This is a genomic window from Streptomyces sp. NPDC020731, from assembly GCF_044334705.1.
Taxonomy (GTDB): domain Bacteria; phylum Actinomycetota; class Actinomycetes; order Streptomycetales; family Streptomycetaceae; genus Streptomyces.
Genome location: NZ_JBIRTN010000022.1, coordinates 1 through 19334 on the forward strand (window position 1 = coordinate 1; position 19334 = coordinate 19334).

14 protein-coding genes are annotated in these 19334 nt (G+C 72.2%); all 14 read right to left on the minus strand.

The features are described from left to right. Positions 1 to 180: 180 nt before the first annotated feature. Positions 181 to 1374: a sugar phosphate isomerase/epimerase family protein gene (locus tag ACH4VX_RS29265; RefSeq protein ID WP_398371523.1), complete on the minus strand. Its 1194-nt coding sequence runs from the start codon at positions 1372 to 1374 to the stop codon at positions 181 to 183. Positions 1375 to 1489: 115 nt separating this feature from the next. Then, positions 1490 to 2869 (minus strand): nucleotide pyrophosphatase/phosphodiesterase family protein, encoded by a 1380-nt coding sequence (locus ACH4VX_RS29270; RefSeq protein WP_398371524.1) that lies wholly within the window; start codon positions 2867 to 2869, stop codon positions 1490 to 1492. Continuing rightward, complete coding sequence (eboE, locus tag ACH4VX_RS29275; protein ID WP_398371525.1) at positions 2866 to 4035, minus strand: metabolite traffic protein EboE; 1170 nt, start codon at positions 4033 to 4035, stop codon at positions 2866 to 2868. The genes ACH4VX_RS29270 and eboE overlap by 4 nt, the downstream gene beginning before the upstream one ends. Positions 4036 to 4038: 3 nt before the next feature. Further along, positions 4039 to 4887 (minus strand): TatD family hydrolase, encoded by an 849-nt coding sequence (locus tag ACH4VX_RS29280; protein ID WP_398371527.1) that lies wholly within the window; start codon positions 4885 to 4887, stop codon positions 4039 to 4041. Next, positions 4887 to 5624: an EboA domain-containing protein gene (locus tag ACH4VX_RS29285; protein ID WP_398371528.1), complete on the minus strand. Its 738-nt coding sequence runs from the start codon at positions 5622 to 5624 to the stop codon at positions 4887 to 4889. Before ACH4VX_RS29285 ends, ACH4VX_RS29280 begins: the two co-directional genes overlap by 1 nt. Positions 5625 to 5638: 14 nt before the next feature. Beyond that, positions 5639 to 6775: a sugar phosphate isomerase/epimerase family protein gene (locus tag ACH4VX_RS29290; RefSeq protein WP_398371530.1), complete on the minus strand. Its 1137-nt coding sequence runs from the start codon at positions 6773 to 6775 to the stop codon at positions 5639 to 5641. After that, positions 6772 to 7932: an SCO3242 family prenyltransferase gene (locus ACH4VX_RS29295; RefSeq protein ID WP_398371532.1), complete on the minus strand. Its 1161-nt coding sequence runs from the start codon at positions 7930 to 7932 to the stop codon at positions 6772 to 6774. The genes ACH4VX_RS29290 and ACH4VX_RS29295 overlap by 4 nt, the downstream gene beginning before the upstream one ends. Next, complete coding sequence (locus ACH4VX_RS29300; RefSeq protein ID WP_398371534.1) at positions 7929 to 9110, minus strand: inositol-3-phosphate synthase; 1182 nt, start codon at positions 9108 to 9110, stop codon at positions 7929 to 7931. Before ACH4VX_RS29300 ends, ACH4VX_RS29295 begins: the two co-directional genes overlap by 4 nt. A 129-nt stretch (positions 9111 to 9239) precedes the next feature. Beyond that, positions 9240 to 12962, minus strand: a complete 3723-nt coding sequence (locus tag ACH4VX_RS29305; protein ID WP_398371536.1) for a ThuA domain-containing protein — start codon at positions 12960 to 12962, stop codon at positions 9240 to 9242. A gap of 270 nt (positions 12963 to 13232) precedes the next feature. Then, positions 13233 to 14231 carry a sugar phosphate isomerase/epimerase family protein gene (locus ACH4VX_RS29310; RefSeq protein ID WP_398371537.1) on the minus strand — a complete coding sequence of 333 codons (999 nt, stop codon included), beginning with the start codon at positions 14229 to 14231 and terminating at the stop codon, positions 13233 to 13235. A gap of 15 nt (positions 14232 to 14246) precedes the next feature. Beyond that, a complete protein-coding gene (locus tag ACH4VX_RS29315; RefSeq protein ID WP_398371539.1) occupies positions 14247 to 15455 on the minus strand; it encodes a Gfo/Idh/MocA family protein in 1209 nt (402 codons plus the stop codon). A gap of 80 nt (positions 15456 to 15535) precedes the next feature. Further along, on the minus strand, positions 15536 to 16576 hold the full coding sequence (locus ACH4VX_RS29320; RefSeq protein ID WP_398371540.1) for a substrate-binding domain-containing protein: 1041 nt from the start codon (positions 16574 to 16576) through the stop codon (positions 15536 to 15538). A 17-nt stretch (positions 16577 to 16593) separates the two neighbouring features. Further along, entirely contained in the window at positions 16594 to 17613 is a 1020-nt protein-coding gene (locus tag ACH4VX_RS29325) for an ABC transporter permease (protein ID WP_398371541.1), read from the minus strand. Next, on the minus strand, positions 17610 to 19127 hold the full coding sequence (locus tag ACH4VX_RS29330) for a sugar ABC transporter ATP-binding protein (protein ID WP_398371542.1): 1518 nt from the start codon (positions 19125 to 19127) through the stop codon (positions 17610 to 17612). The genes ACH4VX_RS29325 and ACH4VX_RS29330 overlap by 4 nt, the downstream gene beginning before the upstream one ends. Positions 19128 to 19334 lie beyond the last annotated feature (207 nt).

The window sequence follows — 19334 nt, forward strand, 5'->3', positions numbered from 1 at the left end:
CCCCTTTTTTTTTTTTTTCTTCTTATCACCATATTTTTTGTGGGGGGGGGGGGGGGTTGTTGGGCCCCCCCCCCCCCCCCGGGGGGGGGGGGGGGGTGGCCCGCCCCGCCCCCCCCCCCCCCGGGCGGGGGGCCCCCCCCCCCCCCCCCGGGGGGGGGCCCCCCCGGTCCGGGTTCCGGGTCAGCGGCGCCGCTTGCGCAGGGCCGCCATGTTGTCGTAGCTGATCTTGGCCTCACGCAGCGACTGCGCGGGGTCGGTGGCGCTCGGGGAGTTGTCGTCCTCGACCATCGGGTTGTGGTAGTTCCGCTCTCCGACCCGCGAGAAGAACGTCGTGTAGTCGATGACGCCGGTCCCGAAGGGCACCATGTCGTAGCCCATGCCGTTGGTCGTGCTGACGACACCGTCCTTGGCGTGGAACAGCGGGTAGCGCTTGTTGTTGCGGGCGACCAGTCCGGCCGGGTCGAAGACGTTCTTCCGGGTGGAGCCGTCGTGGGCGGTGTAGGTGTGGAACTTGTACTGGGCGACGTGCGCCCAGAAGATGTCCATCTCCAGCCAGACCGCCCTCGGGTCGGTGATCCTCAGGAAGTACTCCAGCTTCCGGATGCCGGAGCTGCGGGTCGGCCGGCCCTGGTCGTCCAGCGGGCCGCCGTCGAGCAGGAAGCCGTAGGCGCTGTCGTGGTTGTGGGTGTAGAGCTTGATGCCCTCACGGCGGGCGATCGCGCCGAGGGCGTTCCACTTGTCGGCGGCCACGTCCCAGTCGGCGCGGTAGGAGCTGCCGGTGGGGTCGCCACCGGTACCCATGTGGTCCATGCCGAGGATGTTGGCGATCTCGAGGTGCTTCTTGAAGGTGTCCAGGTCCGACGTGGTCAGCGGCCAGGAGGACGGGATGAAGCCGTGGTTGCCCTGGGCGCGCAGACCGTAGTCGTCGAGCCAGCGGCGCAGCAGCCTGGCGCCCTCGACGGATTCCAGGTTGTCGCCGCCGGGCGCGTTCGCGTGCTGGCGGTAGCCCGCGAACTCCACCTGGCGGTAGCCGTGGCGGGCCAGCTGCCTGAACACCTCGCGGAAGCCGGAGGGCAGGTCCGTGGCGAGCGGGTCGCGGGCGGTGGCGTCACGGACGGTGTAGAGGATGATGCCGCGCTTGTGCGCCGGGACGAGCACCTGCCCGTGCCCGTGCCCGTGGTCGTGGTCTCTGTCCCGGTCGTGGGCCAGGGCGGGGGCTGCGCCGAAGACGGGGGCGGCGACGGCTCCGGCCGCCACGGCGGTGCAGGTGCTGAGGAAACGGCGCCGGTCCACACCGAGGGTGCGGCGCAGTCCCTCGTCCGGGGCGTCGGCGGCGGTGGCCTCGGTGCGGGAGGGGTCGGAGTACAGGGTCACGAGTGGCCTGCCTTCTCGGTCGTGGCCGGCTCCGGTCCCGCCGGGGCCGGCCGTTGTCAGTGCCGTGTGTTTCACTCTCGGTAGTCGGATCTCGGAGGACGTACCGGGTGGTGCGTCAGGCGAGTCCGGCCAGCCGGAGCAGGAGTTGTTTGACATCGGTGGCCGCGACGCGGTCTCCGACAGCGCGGGGGGTGGAGCAGATGAGGAGCGGACCGTCGTCGTCGCTCGCGGGGAGGCGGCCGTGGCTGCCGCGAATAGGTGAGGGGTCCAGGGGCACGACCGCCATGCGGTAGCGCATGCCGAGTTTCTTGCGCGCCAGTGCGGTGGCCGCCTTGACCTTGACGTAGGGGTCGAGGGGATCCATGAAGAGTTCGACCGGGTCGTAGCCGGGTTTGCGGTGGATCTCGACGAGCTGCGCGAAGTCGGGCGCGCGGTCGTCGTCGAGCCAGTAGTAGTACGTGAACCAGGCGTCGGGTTCGGCGACGGCGACGAGTTCGCCGGCGCGCGGGTGGTCGAGGTGGTGGGTCTTCTTGCCCTCGTCGTCGAGGAGTCGCTCGATACCGGGCAGCCCTTCGAGGGCGGCGCGGGTGGCGTCGAGGTCCTCGGGACGGCGCACGTAGACGTGGGCCAGCTGGTGGTCGGCGACCGCGAAGGCGCGGGAGGCCATCGGGTCGAGGTACTCCATGCCGTCCTGGGTGTGGACCTCGAGAAGGCCGGCGCGGCGCAGGGCGCGGTTGATGTCCACGGGCCGGTTCACGCGGGTGATGCCGTACTCGGACAGGGCGACGACGGTACGGCCCTCGGCGCGGGCGTCGTCGAGCAGCGGGGCCAGGGCGGCGTCGAGGTCGGCGGCCGCCTTCAGGGAACGCGGGTCGTCGGGGCCGAAGCGCTGCAGGTCGTAGTCGAGGTGAGGGAGGTAGCACAGGGTCAGATCGGGGTGGCGGGTGCGCATGATGTGGCGGGTGGCGTCGATGATCCACTGGCTGGAGACCAGGTCGGCGCCGGGGCCCCAGAAGTGGAACAGGGGGAAGGTGCCGAGTTTCCCGGTGAGTTCGTCGTGCAGGGCGGGCGGCCGGGTGTAGCAGTCGGGTTCCTTGCGGCCGTCGGCGTAGTAGACCGGACGGGGGGTGACGGTGATGTCGGTGTCGGCGCCCATGGCGTACCACCAGCAGATGTTGGCGACGGTGTAGCCGGGGTGGGCGCGGCGGGCGGCGTCCCAGAGCTTGTCGCCGGCGACGAGGCCGTTGTGCTGCCGCCACAGCAGCACGTCGCCGAGTTCGCGGAAGTACCAGCCGTTGCCGACGATGCCGTGCTCCGAGGGCATGGTGCCGGTGAGGAAGGTGGACTGGGCGGCGCAGGTGACGGCGGGCAGGACGGTGCCGAGCGGGGCACGGGAGCCGGACTGGCCGAGTGTCTTGAGGTGGGGCATGTGGTCGAGGAGACGGGGGGTGAGGCCCACGACGTCGAGGACGAGCAGGGGGGTGGGGTCGGTCATGGGAGTTCCTTCAGGCCGAGGTCCGTCAGGAGGTCGCGGGCCAGGGTGAGTTCGGCGGCGATGCCGTCGGCGAGCTGGGTGCGGCCGCGGGGGCGCAGCTCGGGCGGGAGGGCCTGCCAGGTGTAGGTCTCGACCTCGAGGTGGCGGGTGAGCGGGTGCGGGCCGCCGACGAGCCGGGTCAGCACGGACTTCAGTACGGGCAGCGTGGAGGTGAGGGGCGCGGTGGGAGCCGCGTGCAGCGGGACGTGGAAGTGGGAGCGCCAGGGAGCCCCGTCGGGCAGGGCGTCGCCGGCCAGGGCTTCGTCGAGGTCGTCGGTGCCGCGCAGGCCGGCGAGGGTGGAGGTGCGGGTCTGGTGCAGGAAGCGGGGTTCGGCGAAGGCGGCCAGGGCCTCGCGGACCTCGGGGAGGTGGGGTTGTTCGGCGTGCAGGGCGGCGGAGAGCTGGGACTTGACCACGGGCACACCGGCCCGGGTGAGGTCGTCCAGAGCGGTGTGCGGGTCTTCGAAGGAGGTGGCGAGGTGGCAGGTGTCGACACAGATGCCGACGCGGTCGTGGGCGATCGCGGTGAGCGGGGCGATGGCGTCACGGGTGGTCTCGACGACGCAGCCGGGTTCCGGTTCCAGGGCGACGCGGATGGAGCGTCCGGTCAGCTCCTCGAGGGCGTCGAGGCGTTCGGCGAGGGTGCGCAGGGCGGCGTGGGCCGTCCGTGCGCGCTGCTCGTCGTAGGCGGTGCGCCAGGCGAGGGGCAGGGTGGAGATGCTGCCGTCGGTGACGTCGTCGGGGAGCAGTCCGGCGAGGACGCGGGCCAGGGAGGTGGTGTGCTCCAGGCGCCCGGGGTCGGCCCAGTCCGGTTTGTAGACGCGGTACTTGACCTCTTCGGCGCCGAAGCCCTCGTAGGGGAAGCCGTTGAGGGTGACGACCTCCAGGCCGCGCCGTTCGAGTTCGCAGCGCAGTCCGCGCAGGGCGGCGGGGTCGGTGACGAGGGCGTGCGCGGCGTCCTTGGCGAGCCACAGACCGATGCCGAGCCTGTCCCGGCCGAGGCGGCGGCGGACCGGCTCGCAGTGGTCGCGGAGCTGGGCGAGGACACCGTCCAGGGTTTCGGCGGGGTGCACGTTGGTGCAGTAGGCGAGGTGGACGGTGGAGCCGTCGGGGTGGCGGAAGCGCATGGCTCACGCCCCGCCGCGCAGGATGGAGTTGCCCTCGTGCGTGGCGTCGGCCGAGGTCACGTCCAGTTCCAGTCGCCCGCTGAGCCCGTAGAAGGCGACAGGGTTGCGCCACAGCACCCGGTCCACGTCGTCCTCCGTGAAGCCCTCGGCGAGCATCAGGTCTCCGACCTTGCGGGTCTTGAGCGGGTCGCTTCTCCCCCAGTCGGCGGCGGAGTTCACCAGGACCTTTTCCGGGCCGTACTCGCGCAGCAGGGCGACCATCCGGGCCTCGTCCATCTTGGTGTCCGGATAGACGGAGAAGCCGAGCCAGGCTCCGCTGTCCCTGGCTTCCTCGACGGTGGTCTCGTTGAGGTGGTCGACCAGCACCCGGTCCGTCGGCAGTGCGGACTCGCGGACCACGTCCAGGGTGCGGCGCAGGCCGGTCAGCTTGTCGCGGTGCGGGGTGTGCACGAGGGCGGGCAGGCCGTGGTCGGCGGCCAGCTGGAGCTGGGTGGCCAGGGCCGTGTCCTCGGCGGGCGTCATCGAGTCGTAGCCGATCTCGCCGACCGCCACCACCCGGTCCTTGACCAGATAGCGGGGCAGTTCGTCGAGGACGGGCAGGCACCTGGGGTCGTTCGCCTCCTTGGGGTTGAGGGCGATGGTGCAGTGGTGGGCGATGCCGTACTGGGCGGCCCGGAAGGGTTCCCAGCCGAGCAGGGCGTCGAAGTAGTCGCGGAAGGAGTCGGGAGAGGTGCGGGGCTGGCCCAGCCAGAAGGAGGGTTCGACGACGGCGCGGACGCCGGCGGCATGCATGGCCTCGTAGTCGTCGGTGGTCCGGGAGGTCATGTGGATGTGGGGGTCGAAGATGCGCATCAGGACTCCTTGCCGTGGGGGTCGGCGGTGCCGGGCGCGGGAGGCTCGGACTCGGTCAGGGCCAGGACGCGGTGCAGGTCTTCGGGGACGGTGCGGCCCGCGGCGGTGCGTTCGGCGGCGTAGTCGGCGAGCATGCGGGAGAGTTCGTCGTCTCCGCGGGCCCGGCGGTCCAGGTCCGCCACACGGTCGACGGGGACGCCGGTGAACAGGCACTTCAGTACGGCGTGCCGCCACTGGTGGGTGTCGAGGTGCCGGGCGGCGTACGGGCCGAGGGCGGCGGCGACAAGCCGGGTGTCGTTGGTGCGCAGGGCGTCCTCGACGAGCGGGAGGGCGTCCGGGCCGGGCACGAGGTGGGGCAGCGCGTGCAGGACGGCGCGGCGTTCGTCGGCGGTGCCCTGGGAGTAGACCCGGCTCAGGGCATCCGTGTCGGCGCGGGCGGCGTGCAGGACGAGGACCCGGGCGGCGTCGGCGTGGGCGGGTCCGCAGCGGCGGCCGGCCTCGGCGAGGCGCAGCTCCCACACCGAGATGGGGCCGTGGGCGCCGGGGTGGGCGGCGGCCTCGTCGAGGGCCTGGTCCAGCCAGGCGCGGGCGGCTCCGCCGAGCTCGGCGGTGAGGGCGGCGCGCAGGTCGGCGGGCGGGACATGGGCGGGGGTGGTGCCCTGGGGGCCGTGCCCGGCGGGGGTGCCATCCGCGTCCTGGGGGGTGGGGGTGACGTGGGTGGCGTGTGGCTGCGTCATGGGTGTGGCTCCCTTCAGTGGGTGGCGGAGGGCTCGCCCGAGCGGTGCGTGAGGGGGGACGCCGCCGCGGCCCGGCGGAGGAACGGGAGGGAGTGGGCGGCGAAGTGGGGGCCCGCGTGGGAGTGGCGGGGCAGTTCGACGACCGTCAGGCCCTGGTAGCCGGTGGCGGCGAGGGCCTCGAGGACGGGCGGGAAGTCGATCTCGCCGTCGCCGAAGGGAAGGTGTTCGTGGACGCCCCGGCGCATGTCCTCGATCTGGACGTGGCGCAGCCAGGGGGCGGCGTCGCGTACGCAGTCGGCGGGAGGGAGGGGTTCGAGGCACTGGCAGTGGCCGATGTCCAGGGTGAGGCCGAGGGGCTCGGGGTCGCCGAGCGTGCGGCGCAGGTGGTGGAAGTCGGCGAGGGTGGCGAGAAGGTGGCCGGGTTCGGGTTCGACGGCGAGGGGGACGCCGGCGGTGGCGGCGGCGTCCAGGACGGGGGTGAGCGTCTCGGTGAGGCGTTTCCAGGCGGTGTCCTCGTCGGTGTCGTCGGGGACGATGCCGCTGAAGCAGTGCACGGCGTGCGCGCCGAGGTCGGCGGCGACACGGACCGCCCGCAGGAGGAGGCCGACGCGGCGGGCGCGGTCGTCCGGGTCGGCGTCCAGCAGCGACGGACCGTGCTTGCGGCGGGGGTCGAGCACATAGCGGGCGCCGGTCTCCACGGTGACGCCGAGCCCGAGCTCGTCCAGCCGGTGCGCGACCCTGCGGGTGCGGGCGGCGAGGTCCGGGGCGAGCGGGTCGAGGTGCATGTGGTCGAGGGTCAGGCCCACGCCGTCGTAGCCGAGGTCGGCGAGGAGGGCGAGGGCGTCGTCGAGGCGGAGGTCGGCGAGGCCGTTGGTGCCGTAGCCGAAGCGGAGAGGCGCGCGGGCGCTCCGGTTCTCGTCCCGGCTCACGTCCTGGGCCGGGTCCGCGCCCGCGTCCCGGCTCGTGTCCCGGGCCGGAATCGGGACCGGGTCCACGCCCGCGTCCCGGGCCGGAACACGGCCCTCCCCGCTCGCCTCCCGGCTCACGTGCCTGGCCGGGCGACCGCCCACGTCCCCGCTCGCCTCCCGGGCCGGGACACCACCGTCCCCGGTGGCGTCCCGGCCCGCGTCCTGGTTCGGGTTATGGCTCATGTGATGCTCACCTTCCTCATTCCGGCCCTTCTCGCGAACATCCGGCCGGCCGGGGCCAGGGCCGCGACCAGGAGGGAGGTGGCGGTCGCGCCGGAACGGGCGGTGAGCGCGGCCTGGAGCGGGATGGTGGCGCGGATGCCGCCGCCGACGGCGCGTTGGGTGAGCGGGGGTGACGGGTTGAGCACGGCGTGGACGTAGGGTCGGGCGGCCGTGGCTGCGTAGGCGACGCCCAGGGCGGTGGCGAGGGCGCCGGGAGTCGGGTGCGTTCCCTCGGCCGGGCCGGAGCCCGGCAGGCCGGGGGCGGCTGCTGCCCGCCGGCCTGCCGGGGGTCGGGTGCGGCGGTGGGTGACCAGCCGGGTCAGCACCCCCGTCGTCGCGAGGGCCGCCAGCGGGGCCAGGGCCGAGCCGCCGGTGGTCTCCCGGCGGGACACGGCCGTGACCGCGAGGGTGTGGCTGCCGAGCAGCGCGGCGGAGGGCAGTGCGGCGCGGGTGCCGCCGCCGGTGGCCGCGGCGCCCAGGAGCAGGTCGAGTCCGCGGGCGGCGGCCATGGCCACGGGACCGGCGGGCGTGTGCTTCAGGGCGAGGTCGTAGGCCCAGACGGTCGCCGCCAGGGGCGCGGCCACCGCGAGGGCGGGCCGTCCCGCACCGGCGGCGAGCGCCAGTCCGGCGCCGGTGAGGGCACCGGCGACGGTGAGGGCGGCGGCCGGACGGATGCGGCCGGAGGGCAGCGGACGGTGCGGGCGCTCCACGGCGTCCTCGGCGCGGTCCGCCCAGTCGTTCAGGGCCATGCCGGCCTCGTACAGGCACAGGGAGGAGCCGATCGCGAGCAGGGTGCGGGTCCCGGGACGCGCACCGGCCGCCGCCGCGCCGGCGAGAGCGTCGCCGGGCACGGTGAACAGCGCGGGCAGCCGCAGCAGTTCCGCCCAGGCACCCGCACGGCCCGAGTCAGGGCGGGCAGCGCGGGCAGTGCGGGACGCTGTGCCCGCGGGGGGCGAGGCACCGTCACCGGGGCACGCGCCGTCTGCCGACGCGACCCCGCCCGGTGCGACCCCTCCCGGTGCGGGCGCGCCCCACGCGGGCGCGCCCCGCCCACGCGTGTCCTGCGCGGGATCGCCCGGTGCCGGCGTGTTCCGGGGGCCGGGCGCCGGGCGGCTCATCGGTGCGTCCCGTGTGCGTCGGCGTCGGCGTCGGCGTCGGCGTCGGGGGTCAGACGCTCGGCGAAGCGCCTCAGCTCCGTGTACTGCTCGGCCAGGGACGACGGGCCGTCCCCGACCGGGTCCTTGAAGTAGAAGCCGAGCTCGCTCAGCGGGCCGGTCAGACCCTTCCGCCGGGCGCGGACGGTCAGCCGGGCCAGGTCCAGGACGAGGGGGGCGGCAAGGGCCGAGTCGCAGCCCTGCCAGGTGGTCTGCAGGACCATGCGGGCGCCGAGGAAGCCGTCGAAGGCGATGTGGTCCCAGGCCGTCTTCCAGTCGCCGAGCGCGGGCACGTCGTCGATGTGGACCTCGCCCTCGGGGGTGGTGCCGAGGGTGTCGGCGAGGACGCGTTCCTTGCCGGCGTTCTTGGCGGCGGCGGCAGCGGGGTCGGCGAGGGCGGCGCCGTCGCCGCCGCCCAGGAGGTTCGTACCGGACCAGGCGCGCACGGCGAGGGCGCGCTGCAGGAACATCGGGCCGAGCACGGAGCGCAGCAGGGTCTGCCCGGTCTTGCCGTCGCGGCCCGCGTACGGCAGGCCCGAGGACGCGGCGAGCGCGGCCAGCTCCGGGTGGTGCAGGCCCGTGGATGGGGTGAAGTTGACGTAGGGGCAGCCGGCGCGCAGGGCGGCCGCCGCGTAGAGGGAGCTGGGCGGCAGGGAGCCGTCGGTGGGGGCCGGCTCGGTGGAGGCGACGTTGATCACGACGGCGCCCGCGAGGTCCTGGCGGCGCACGAAGTCGCGGATGTCGGCCGCGAACACGTCGATCCACTGGTCCTGGGTGCGGTCGGTGTCACCGGGCGGGGGGCCGCCGGGCCGGATCTCCCGGTCGGCGGCGACGAGTTCGGCGTGCACGGCGGACGGCAGGCCGTGCGGCAGGACGCCGCCGTCGGCGAGGTGCTCGGCACGTTTGGGCAGCGGGCAGTCGACGGTGTCGTGACCGCCGAAGACGAGGGACGACAACGGGGGCAGACCGCAGGAGGTGAAGCCGGGGGTCTCGGTGACCATGCCGGTCGGCGGGTGGAGCCCGGCGGCGACGGCGGCGCAGCCCGCGATCGCGGTCGTGGCGACGGATCCGCGCGCCCCGATGAGCCAGACGCCGAAGCGGGGGGCCGGGGAGGGGGTGGGGAGGGACGGTTCGGCGGACATGGGCAGCCTCCTTGTCGTACGCGAACCCGGTGCGAGCGCCGGAAGGGGACGAGCGGGGTGCCGGGCGCGGGCCCGGCGGGACGGCGGGCGGAGGTCCGGCGTCCTCCGCCCGCCGCCGTTCCGGGGCCCTTAGGAGGGCAGTTCCTTCAGCTGGATGTCGCGGAAGGAGACCTGGTCGGCGGCTCCGTGGTTCTGGAGACCGATGTAGCCGTCGGTCAGGCTCCGCTGGGGGTCCTTGTTGGTGAAGTCGTTGATCTTGACTCCGTTGAGGAACACCTGGAGGCGTTCGCCCTGGACCTTGATCTCGTAGGAGTTCCACTGGCCGGGCGGCCGCAGGACCTGGTCACGGGCCTTGATGTTCGCCGACTTGAACGAGTAGACGGAGCCCGTGGTGCGGTCGGCCGCGTCCGTGGCGTCGATCTGGATCTCGTAGCCCTTGTTCACCGCGGACCAGGGGTCGTCGGAGGCCGGGAAGCCCACGAAGATCCCGGAGTTGTCGTCGCCCCGCATCTTCCAGTCGAGCGTGAGGGAGTACGACTCCAGCTCCTTGGCCTGGTACCAGAGCAGCCCCATGCCGCCCTCGGACACCAGGGTGCCGTCCTTGACGTCGAACTTGCCGGGGCCGGCCTGCTTCCAGCCGTCCAGGGTCCGGCCGTTGAAGATCTCCCGGTAGCCCTTGTCCGGCTTGCAGTCCGCCTTCACCTGGCCGGTGGCGTACCGCAGGCCGCCGAGCAGGTGGTTGCGGAACGCCTCGTCGGCGTACGACTCCTTGGTGTGGCCGCCGCCGGTGTAGAAGGACCGGCCGCCGCCGTAGCTCTGGCACCAGGCGATCGGGTGGTCACCCTTCATGGAGCCGCCGTCGTAGGTCGTCTCGTCGAGGGTGGCGAGGACCTTGGCCTGCTCACGCGGGTTGGTGCGGTAGTTGTACCACTCGTCGGTGCGCTCCCACGCGTCGTCCAGGTGCGCGGTGGACGGGTGGTCGTGGTCGTGGACGCGCACGGTGGCCTTCTGGATGGCCGGGTGCGAGTCGAAGTAGGCGCCGACGAGACCGCCGTAGAACTCCCAGTCGTACTCGGTGTCGGCGGCGGCGTGGATGCCCATGTAGCCGCCGCCGTTCTTGACGTAGTTCTCGAACGCCTTCTGCTGGTCGGCGTCGAGGACGTCACCGGTGGTGGAGAGGAAGGCCACCGCGTCGTACTTGGCGAGGTTGGCCGTGGTGAACTGTCCGGCCTCCTCGGTCGCGGTGACCGAGATGCCGGCCGGGGCGCCGAGCTCCTTCAGCGCGGCGACGCCCTCCGGGATGGAGTCGTGCCGGAAGCCCGCCGTCTTGGAGAAGACCAGGACCTTCTTGCCCTTCTTGAACGGCTCGGTGGAGAACTCGAAGTCGTCCACGTCGTACAGCGCGCCGTCGCCGCCCCGGAAGACCAGGTAGATCTCCGTGGTCTTCTTCGGCAGCGACCGCAGCGGCACGTCGACGTCCTGGAACGTCTCCCAGCCGCCGGTCGGCGGGATGTACGCCGAGCCGTGCAGCTTGCCGGTGGGCGAGCCGGTGCGCAGCTCGACGAAGCCGCCTGCGCCGCCGGAGGAGGCCCGTACGGTCATCTTCTTCTGGCCCTTGAACAGGTAGGGGCTGAAGGAGATCCAGTCGCCGTCGTTGATGTCGCCGACGGTCTTGCCGCCGTTGGCGCCGGTCTTGTCGATCACCGACACGCCCTGCTGGGCGCCGAAGTGCTCGGCCTGGCGGTGCAGCGGCTGGAGCACGGTGCGCGCGGTGCCGGTCAGGGCCTCCTGGCCATTGGCGCCGCCGTCGGTGTAGCTGGCGCCGACAACACCGTAGATGTTGGCGTTGGGGTCGTGACCGCCGTCCCCGGCGGGCGGCTTGAGGGTGCCCTCACAGCCCATCTCGCTGGTCAGCTCGTGGGCGTGGGAGTCGTGGCCGAGGCTGTAGGCGACCTTGACCCTGGAGCAGTCGACGGTCTCCTCGGGGTCGGTGACGGTCACCTTGAACGGGACGGGCTCGCCGAAGGCGGCCAGGCTGCCGTTGCCCGGGACGGTGATCTTCACCGTGGGCTCGGTGTTGCCGACCACGATCCGGGTGCTGGCGTTGCCGGTGTTGCCCTCGGGGTCCTTCGCGGTGAAGGTCGCGGTGTAGGTGCCGACCTTCTTGTACTTGTGGGTGGGGGTGAGTCCCTCGCCCTTGGTGCCGTCGCCGAAGTCCCAGCTGTAGGTGAGGTCCGGGGAGTCGGCGTCCTTGGCGGTACCGGTGAACCTGACCTTCAGGCCGGCCGCGCCGGACGTCCGGTCCGCGCCGACCTCGGCGATCGGGGAGAAACCGTCCTCGGCGTTCTCGATCCGGTACAGCGCGGAGTTCTCGTCGCCCTGGAACCAGGAGACGCCGTAGTCCAGGACGTAGAGCGCGCCGTCGGGGCCGAACTCCATGTCCATGATCTGGGTGCCGGTCCACGGGAAGTCGTTGATCTTCGCGACCGTGCCGTCGGGTCCGTCTTCGGTCTGCTCGATCCGCTTGATCCAGCGGCGGCCGAACTCGCCGGCGAAGAAGTCGCCGTCGTACGCCTCGGGGAACTTCACCGAGGACTCGAGCTCGGGGTCGTAGCGGTAGACCGGGCCGGCCATCGGGGACTCGGAGCCGCTGCCGAACTCGGGTACGGAGCCGCCGTCGTAGGGGATCCAGGCGGCCTGCGCGGGCGGCAGGTCGACGAGGCCGGTGTTGTGCGGGGAGGTGTTCTTCGGGGCGGCGCAGTCGAACTTCTCGCCGGAGGCTCCGGTGGCGAAGTCGTAGTCGACGTAGGCGTCGTTGTCGCCGGTGCAGAACGGCCAGCCGAAGTTGGCGGCCTTGGTGACCTTGGCGAACTCGACCTGGCCCGCGGGGCCCCGGTTCGGGTCGGCGGCGCCGGCGTCGGGGCCGTAGTCACCGACGTAGACGGTGCCGGTCTTGTCGTCGACGCTCATCCGGAACGGGTTGCGGAAGCCCATCGCGTAGATCTCGGGGCGGGTCTTCTCGGTGCCCGGGGCGAAGAGGTTGCCGTCCGGGATCGTGTACGAGCCGTCCTCGGCGACCTTGACGCGCAGGATCTTGCCGCGCAGGTCGTTGGTGTTGCCGGAACTGCGGCGGGCGTCGAAGGCCGGGTTGCGGTCGGGCCGCTCGTCGATCGGCGTGAAGCCGTCGGAGGCGAAGGGGTTGGTGTCGTCGCCGGTCGACAGGTAGAGGTTGCCCTCGGCGTCGAAGTCGATGTCACCGCCGACGTGGCAGCAGGTGCCGCGGGAGGCCGCGACGTCCAGGACCTTCTTCTCGCTGGCCATGTCCAGCGTGCCGTTGCCGTTGAGGACGAAGCGGGAGAGGCGGTTGACGCCGTCGAACTTCTTGAAGTCCTCGGCGGTACCGGTCTCGGGGGCGTCGCCCGCGGGGGTGTCGAGCGGCGGGGCGTAGTAGAGGTAGATCGCCCGGTTGTCCTCGAAGTCCGGGTCGATGCCGACGCCCTGCAGACCCTCCTCGTCATGGCTGTAGACGGGGATCTTGCCGGCGACCTTGGTGACGCCGCCCTGGTCGGTGAGGCGCAGGGTGCCGTCGCGCGAGGTGTGCAGGACGCTGCGGTTCGGGAGCACGGCGAGCGACATCGGCTCGCCCATCTCGGGCTCGCCCTTGGCGAGCGGTACCTGCTGGAACTGCCCCTCCGCCGCGGCCGGTTCGTCGTGCTCCGGGTGGCCGGGGTGGGCACCGGCGACGGTCGCCGGGGTGCCCACGGCCAGCAGCAGGCCGGTGAAGAGGGCGAGGCCGGTGCGAAGGCCGGGACGCCGCGTGGTGGGGTGGGGTTTGAGTCTGCTTCTGTGCACGAAGTTCCTCCGGGAACGGAGTGGAGCCGTACGGAACGGGTGCGAAGACGTGCGGTGCGTGTGGGCGCCGGGGTGCGCCGTCACCCCGGAGGCGTGGGTGTCCTGAACACTTCAGGGACGGTAACCGCGTTCATCCGGGGCGAACACCCCTTGGACCAGAACCGGTTGAACTTTTTCCCAACTCAGGACAAAGCGGGATCCGGGCAGGCCGGACCCGGGGACCGGCAGATGCTCCGGTCCCCGTCCCCGACCTGCGGTCGGGCGCTCGGATCAGCTGTTGAACGCGGCGTCGAAGGACGCGCTGGGCGGCTCGAAGTCGAAGGCCTTGAGGCGGGTGAGTGCCTCGGGGGCGCCCTGGAGCCGGTCCATGCCGGCGTCCTCCCATTCGACGGAGACGGGGCCCTGGTAGTCGATGGAGCGCAGCATGCGGAAGACGTCCTCCCAGGGGACGTCGCCGTGGCCGGCGGAGACGAAGTCCCAGCCGCGCCGGGGATCGCCCCACGGCAGGTGGGAACCGAGGCGGCCGTTGCGCCCGTCGAGGCGTCTGCGGGCCTCCTTGCAGTCGACGTGGTAGATCCGGTCACGGAAGTCCAGAAGGAAACCGACCGGGTCGAGGTCCTGCCACACGAAGTGGGAGGGGTCGAAGTTGAGACCGAAGGCCGGCCGGCGGCCGACCGCGTCCAGGGCGCGTACGGTCGTCCAGTAGTCGTAGGCGATCTCGCTGGGGTGGACCTCGTGCGCGAACCGCACGCCCTCGGCGTCGAAGACGTCCAGGATCGGGTTCCACCGCTCGGCGAAGTCCTCGTAGCCGCGCTCGATCATCGACTCGGGGGCGGGCGGGAACATGGCGACCAGGTGCCAGATGGCGGAGCCGGTGAAGCCGATGACGGTGTCGACGCCGAGGAGGGCCGCGGCGCGCGCGGTGTCCTTGATCTCGGCGGCGGCCCGCTGCCGTACGCCCTCGGCCTCGCCGTCGCCCCAGATGCGGGCGGGCAGGATCGCCCGGTGGCGTTCGTCGATGATGGCGTCGCACACCGCCTGTCCCACCAGGTGGTTGGAGATCGCCCAGCACTTCAGGCCGTACTTCTCCAGGAGCTGGTGGCGGCCGGCGACGTAGGCCGGGTCGGCGAGCGCCTTGTCCACCTCGAAGTGATCGCCCCAGCAGGCGAGTTCGAGACCGTCGTAGCCGAAGTCGCGGGCGAGTCGACAGACCTCCTCCAGCGGCAGGTCCGCCCACTGGCCGGTGAACAGCGTGAAGTTGCGCGGCATCCCTATCCGTCCTCCTCAGGCGGCGATCGGTGTGTAGACGGAGTTCTTCTCGGCGCTCTCCTCCACCGCCGCCAGGACGCGCTGCACCTGCAGCCCGTCGGCGAAGGAGGGTTCGGGCGTACGGCCCTCGGCGACCGCGTGTACCAGGTCGCGCGCCTGGTGCACGAAGGTGTGCTCGTAGCCGAGGCCGTGGCCCGGCGGCCACCATGCCTCGAGGTAGGGGTGGTCGGGTTCGGTGACGAGGATGCGGCGGAAGCCGGCGTGTGTTCCCGGCTCGGTGCCGTCGTGGTACGACAGCTCGTTGAGCCGCTCCAGGTCGAAGGCGAGCGAACCGCGCTCGCCGTTGAGTTCGATGCGCAGGGCGTTCTTGCGTCCGGTGGCGTACCGGGTGGCCTCGAAGGAGGCGAGGGCGCCGGAGGCGAACCGCCCGGTGAACAGGGCTGCGTCGTCCACGGTGACCTGACCGGTGCCGGCCGCGGAGACGGCGGCCAGGCCGCTGGTGGAGGCGCCGGGCAGCGGCCGCTCCCGTACGAACGTCTCGGTGAGCGCGGAGACGCCCGCCAGCCGCTCACCGGCCAGGTACTGCGCCAGGTCGACGATGTGCGCGCCGAGGTCGCCGAGCGAACCGGAGCCGGCGTGCTCGCGGCGCAGCCGCCAGGTCAGCGGGAACTGCGGGTCCACCAGCCAGTCCTGCAGATACGCGACCCGCACGTGCCGCAGCTTCCCGATCCGGCCCTCGGCCACCATCCGCCGGGCCAGCGCGGTCGCGGGGACCCGGCGGTAGTTGAAGCCGACCATCGCCAACCGGCCCCGTGCTCCGGCCTCTTCGGCGGCGCGGGTCATCGCCTCGGCCTCTTCGACGGTGTTGGCGAGGGGTTTTTCGCACAGCACGTGCTTGCCGGCGGCGAGCGCGGCGAGCGCGATCTCGGCGTGGCTGTCGCCGGGGGTGCAGATGTCGACGAGGTCGATGTCGTCCCGTTCGACCAGGGCGCGCCAGTCCGTCTCGGTCTCCGCCCAGCCGTGCCGGTCGGCCGCCGCGCGCACGGCGTCGGCGTCCCGGCCGCAGATCACGGCCATGTCGGGACTCAGCGGCAGGTCGAAGACGCGTCCCGCGGTGCGCCAGCCCTGGGAGTGGGCGGCACCCATGAAGGCGTAACCGACCATGCCGATGCGCAGCGGTGGCTTCCCCGTCTCCGCCCCGTCGGACGCTTGCGGCTGTGCCATTCGGATGTCCTCCTCGTCGTCGTGGCGGGCGGGGGTGGGCCCCGCCCGGGGGGCTGGTCAGGCCCGTGGGGCGGGGCTCCTCACTTGAAGCCGGTGGACATGTACTTGTCGATGTTCTCCTTGTCGACGACGGCCGAGTAGCAGGTCACCGTCGAGGGGATCTCGAACTCCGCGAGGCCGCCGACGCCCTTGTCCTGGCCGAGGGCGCGGGCGAGGTCGATCGCGGAGGCGGCCATCGTCGGCGGGTACAGGACGGTGGCCTTCAGGACTCCGTTGTCGGCCTTGATGGCCTCGAAAGCGGAGAGCGCGCCCGCGCCGCCCACCATCAGGAACTCGTCGCGCCCGGCCTGTTCGATGGCGCGCAGCGCTCCCACGCCCTGGTCGTCGTCGTGGTTCCACAGCGCGTCGATCTGCGACTGGGCCTGGAGCAGCTGGGCCATCTTGGCCTGGCCGGACTCGACGGTGAACTCGGCGGCCTGGCGGGCCACCTTCTTGATGTTGGGGTAGTTCTTCAGCGCGTCGTCGAAGCCCTGGGTGCGCTGCTTGGTCAGCTCCAGGTTGTCCAGGCCGGCCAGCTCGACGACCTTGGCGTCCGGCTTGTCCTTGAGCTTCTCGCCGATGTAGTGGCCGGCGTTGAGGCCCATGCCGTAGTTGTCGCCGCCGACCCAGCAGCGGTACGCCTGCGGGGTGTTGAAGATGCGGTCGAGGTTGACGACGGGGATGCCGGCGCGCATCGCCTTCAGCCCGACCTGGGTGAGCGCCTTGCCGTCGGCGGGCAGGATCACCAGGACGTCGACCTTCTTGTTGATGAGGGTCTCGATCTGGCCGATCTGCTGGGCGGTGTCGTTGGAGCCCTCGGTGATCTCCAGGGTGACGTCGGAGTACTTCTCCGCCCGCTTCTTGGCGTTGTCGTTGATGGCGTTGAGCCAGCCGTGGTCGGCCTGCGGTCCGGCGAAGCCGATGGTGACCGGCTTGCCGGGCTTGTCGTCGGCGGCCGGCTGGTCGTTCGCGGCGGGCTCGTCGTCGCTGGACTCGTTGCTGGTGCAGCCGGTGACGAGGACGCCGGCGGAGACGGCGGCCGCTCCGAAGAGAAGACCTCTGCGGCTGGTGAACTCTGGCATGGTGGTGAACCCCTTCTTCAGGTCGTGCTCGCGGTACGGCGCTGGACCAGCACGGCGGCGACGATGATCGCGCCCTTGGCGATCTGCTGGACGTCGCTCTGCAGGTTGTTCAGGGCGAAGATGTTGGTGATCGTGGTGAAGATCAGGACGCCGAGGACGGAGCCGACGATGGTGCCGCGGCCTCCGGTGAGCAGGGTGCCGCCGATGATCGCGGCGGCGATGGCGTCGAGTTCGTAGAGGTTGCCGTTGGTGTTCTGGCCGGAGCCGGCCAGCACGATCAGCAGGAAGGCGGCGATGCCGCAGCACAGCCCGGACAGCAGGTAGAGGTAGAGCCGCTGGCGGCGTACGTCGATGCCGGCGAGCCGGGCGGCCTCCGCGTTGCCGCCGACGGCGACGGTGCGGCGGCCGAAGGTGGTCCGGTTGAGCACCAGCCAGCCGACGACGGTGACGGCGGCGAACACCAGGACCAGTGGCGGTACACCGAGGATGTAGGAGTCGCGCTCACCGAGGTCGAGGACGCCGTCGATGGTGACGATCTGCGTCCGCCCGTCGGTGATCTGCAGGGCGAGACCGCGGGCCGAGGCGAGCATGGCGAGGGTGGCGATGAACGGGACCATCCCGCCGTACGCGATGAGCACGCCGTTGACCAGGCCGCATCCCAGTCCGACGAGGACGGCGGTGAAGAGGATGCCCGCGAAGCCGTACTCCTGGGTGGCGACGGTGGTGGCCCACACCGAGGAGAGGGCGACGATCGCGCCGACCGAAAGGTCGATGCCGCCGGAGATGATGACGAAGGTCATGCCGACGGTGACGACACCGATGACGGAGGCCTGGGTGAGGACGAGCTGGAGGTTGCGGGTGTCCAGGAACTCGTCCGGTTTGGTGATGCCGCCGATGAGGATCAGTACGGCGAGCACGCCGAGCAGCGACAGCGTGCGGACGTCGGCGCGGAACAGCACGGCGCGCCAGGCGGGTGTTTCGCCGGCCGACGGCACCTTGGGGGCGCTGTCCCGCGGCGGGGAGACGGGCTGCGTCATGACGCCGGGCTTCCTTCCATGACCAGGTCGAGTACACGGTGTTCGTCGAGCTCGCGGGCGGGCGCCGTGTGGACGACGCTGCCCTCGCGCAGCACCAGGACGCGGTCGGCGAGACCGAGCACCTCGGGCACCTCGCTGGAGACCAGCAGCACCGCGAGGCCTTCGTCCGCCAGCCGGCGGACGACCGCGTAGAGCTCGGCGCGGGCGCCCACGTCGACGCCGCGGGTGGGTTCGTCGAGCAGCAGCACCCGGCAGCCGCGCAGCAGCCAGCGGGCGAGCACGGCCTTCTGCTGGTTGCCGCCGGACAGGGTGCGCACGGGCACGTCGGGGTTGTCGGGCCGCAGGGACAGCTCGCGGACCGCCGCGCGGGCCGCCCCCAGTTCGGCACCGCGGTCGATCCAGCCGGCCTTCGCGAAGCGGGACATGGAGGAGACCGACACATTGCGGGTGACGGACTCCAGCATCAGCAGGGCCTGCGCCTTGCGTTCCTCGGGGGCGAGCCCGAGTCCGGCGCGCACGGCGGCCCGTACGCTGCCCGGCCTCAGGGGGCGCCCGTCGACGAGGACCCGGCCGGTGTCCGGCTTGCGGGCGCCGTAGACGGTCTCCAGGATCTCGGAGCGCCCGGAGCCGACCAGTCCGGCGAGCCCGACGATCTCCCCGGGGCGCACCTGGAGGTCGAGCGGGGCGAACTCGCCCTGGCGGGACAGCCCTTCGACGGTGAGCACCGGTTCGCCCCGCGGGGCGACGGCGGGCCGCTCCGGGAAGACGTACTCGACGTTGCGTCCGGTCATCAGCGCGACGACCTCGCGGGTCGGCGTCGACTTCGCGGGCAGCCCGCCCGCCACGGCCCGGCCGTCCTTCAGCACGGTCACCCGGTCGCCGATGCGCCGGATCTCCTCCAGACGGTGCGAGATGTAGACGACCGCGACTCCGTCGGCGGTGAGGTCGCCGACGATGCGGAAGAGGTTGTCGACCTCGTCGGGGTCGAGGGCGGCGGACGGCTCGTCCATCACGATGAGCCGTACGTCGTGGGAGAGCGCCCGCGCCATGGACACGATCTGCTGGTGCGCCGCCGAGAGTTCGCCGACCAGCCGGGCCGGGTCGATCTCGGGGTGCCCGAGCCGTTTCAGCAACTGCGCCGTCGACGCCTTCGCCGCTCCCGAGCGGACGACGAAGCCGGCCGTGGTCGGCTCGTGGCCCAGGTGGACGTTCTCGGCCACCGACAGGTGCTCCACCAGGTCGAGTTCCTGGTAGATGGTGGCGATGCCGAGGCGCATGGCGGCGATCGGCGAGCGCAGCGTGACGTCCTCGCCGCGCCAGCGGATGGTGCCGGTGTCGGGCTGGTGGGCGCCGGCCAGCACCTTGATCAGGGTGGACTTCCCGGCGCCGTTCTGGCCGAGCAGGCAGTGCACTTCGCCGGCCTGGACGTCGAGGTCGACGCCGTCCAGGGCCCGGACTCCGGGGAACGACTTGGTGATGCCGGACATGCTGAGCAGCGGTGGTTGTGGTGCCATGCGGATTCCCCTCGGCGGGCGTACGGGCCGGTGTCAGGGCGATCCCCTTGCGGGGCAGGCGTTTTCGGGCAGGGCGGGGTAGGGCGGCGGCGTGCCTGTACGGGTGGACTGTTCCGTGCGGTGGAGGCGGGTGCTGGGAGCAGGTGCGGTGGAGGCGGGTGCCGTGAGCGCGGATGCGGTGGAGCGGTGGTGCCTGGAGCAGGTGCG

Excerpts from the sequence above, each read along its gene's own strand:
- ACH4VX_RS29270 (WP_398371524.1), bottom strand. The coding sequence starts at position 2,869 with ATGACCGACCCCACCCCCCTGCTCGTCCTCGACGTCGTGGGCCTCACC.
- eboE (WP_398371525.1), bottom strand. The coding sequence starts at position 4,035 with ATGCGCTTCCGCCACCCCGACGGCTCCACCGTCCACCTCGCCTACTGC.
- ACH4VX_RS29280 (WP_398371527.1), bottom strand. The coding sequence starts at position 4,887 with ATGCGCATCTTCGACCCCCACATCCACATGACCTCCCGGACCACCGAC.
- ACH4VX_RS29285 (WP_398371528.1), bottom strand. The coding sequence starts at position 5,624 with ATGACGCAGCCACACGCCACCCACGTCACCCCCACCCCCCAGGACGCG.
- ACH4VX_RS29290 (WP_398371530.1), bottom strand. The coding sequence starts at position 6,775 with ATGAGCCATAACCCGAACCAGGACGCGGGCCGGGACGCCACCGGGGAC.
- ACH4VX_RS29295 (WP_398371532.1), bottom strand. The coding sequence starts at position 7,932 with ATGAGCCGCCCGGCGCCCGGCCCCCGGAACACGCCGGCACCGGGCGAT.
- ACH4VX_RS29300 (WP_398371534.1), bottom strand. The coding sequence starts at position 9,110 with ATGTCCGCCGAACCGTCCCTCCCCACCCCCTCCCCGGCCCCCCGCTTC.
- ACH4VX_RS29310 (WP_398371537.1), bottom strand. The coding sequence starts at position 14,231 with ATGCCGCGCAACTTCACGCTGTTCACCGGCCAGTGGGCGGACCTGCCG.
- ACH4VX_RS29315 (WP_398371539.1), bottom strand. The coding sequence starts at position 15,455 with ATGGCACAGCCGCAAGCGTCCGACGGGGCGGAGACGGGGAAGCCACCG.
- ACH4VX_RS29320 (WP_398371540.1), bottom strand. The coding sequence starts at position 16,576 with ATGCCAGAGTTCACCAGCCGCAGAGGTCTTCTCTTCGGAGCGGCCGCC.
- ACH4VX_RS29325 (WP_398371541.1), bottom strand. The coding sequence starts at position 17,613 with ATGACGCAGCCCGTCTCCCCGCCGCGGGACAGCGCCCCCAAGGTGCCG.
- ACH4VX_RS29330 (WP_398371542.1), bottom strand. The coding sequence starts at position 19,127 with ATGGCACCACAACCACCGCTGCTCAGCATGTCCGGCATCACCAAGTCG.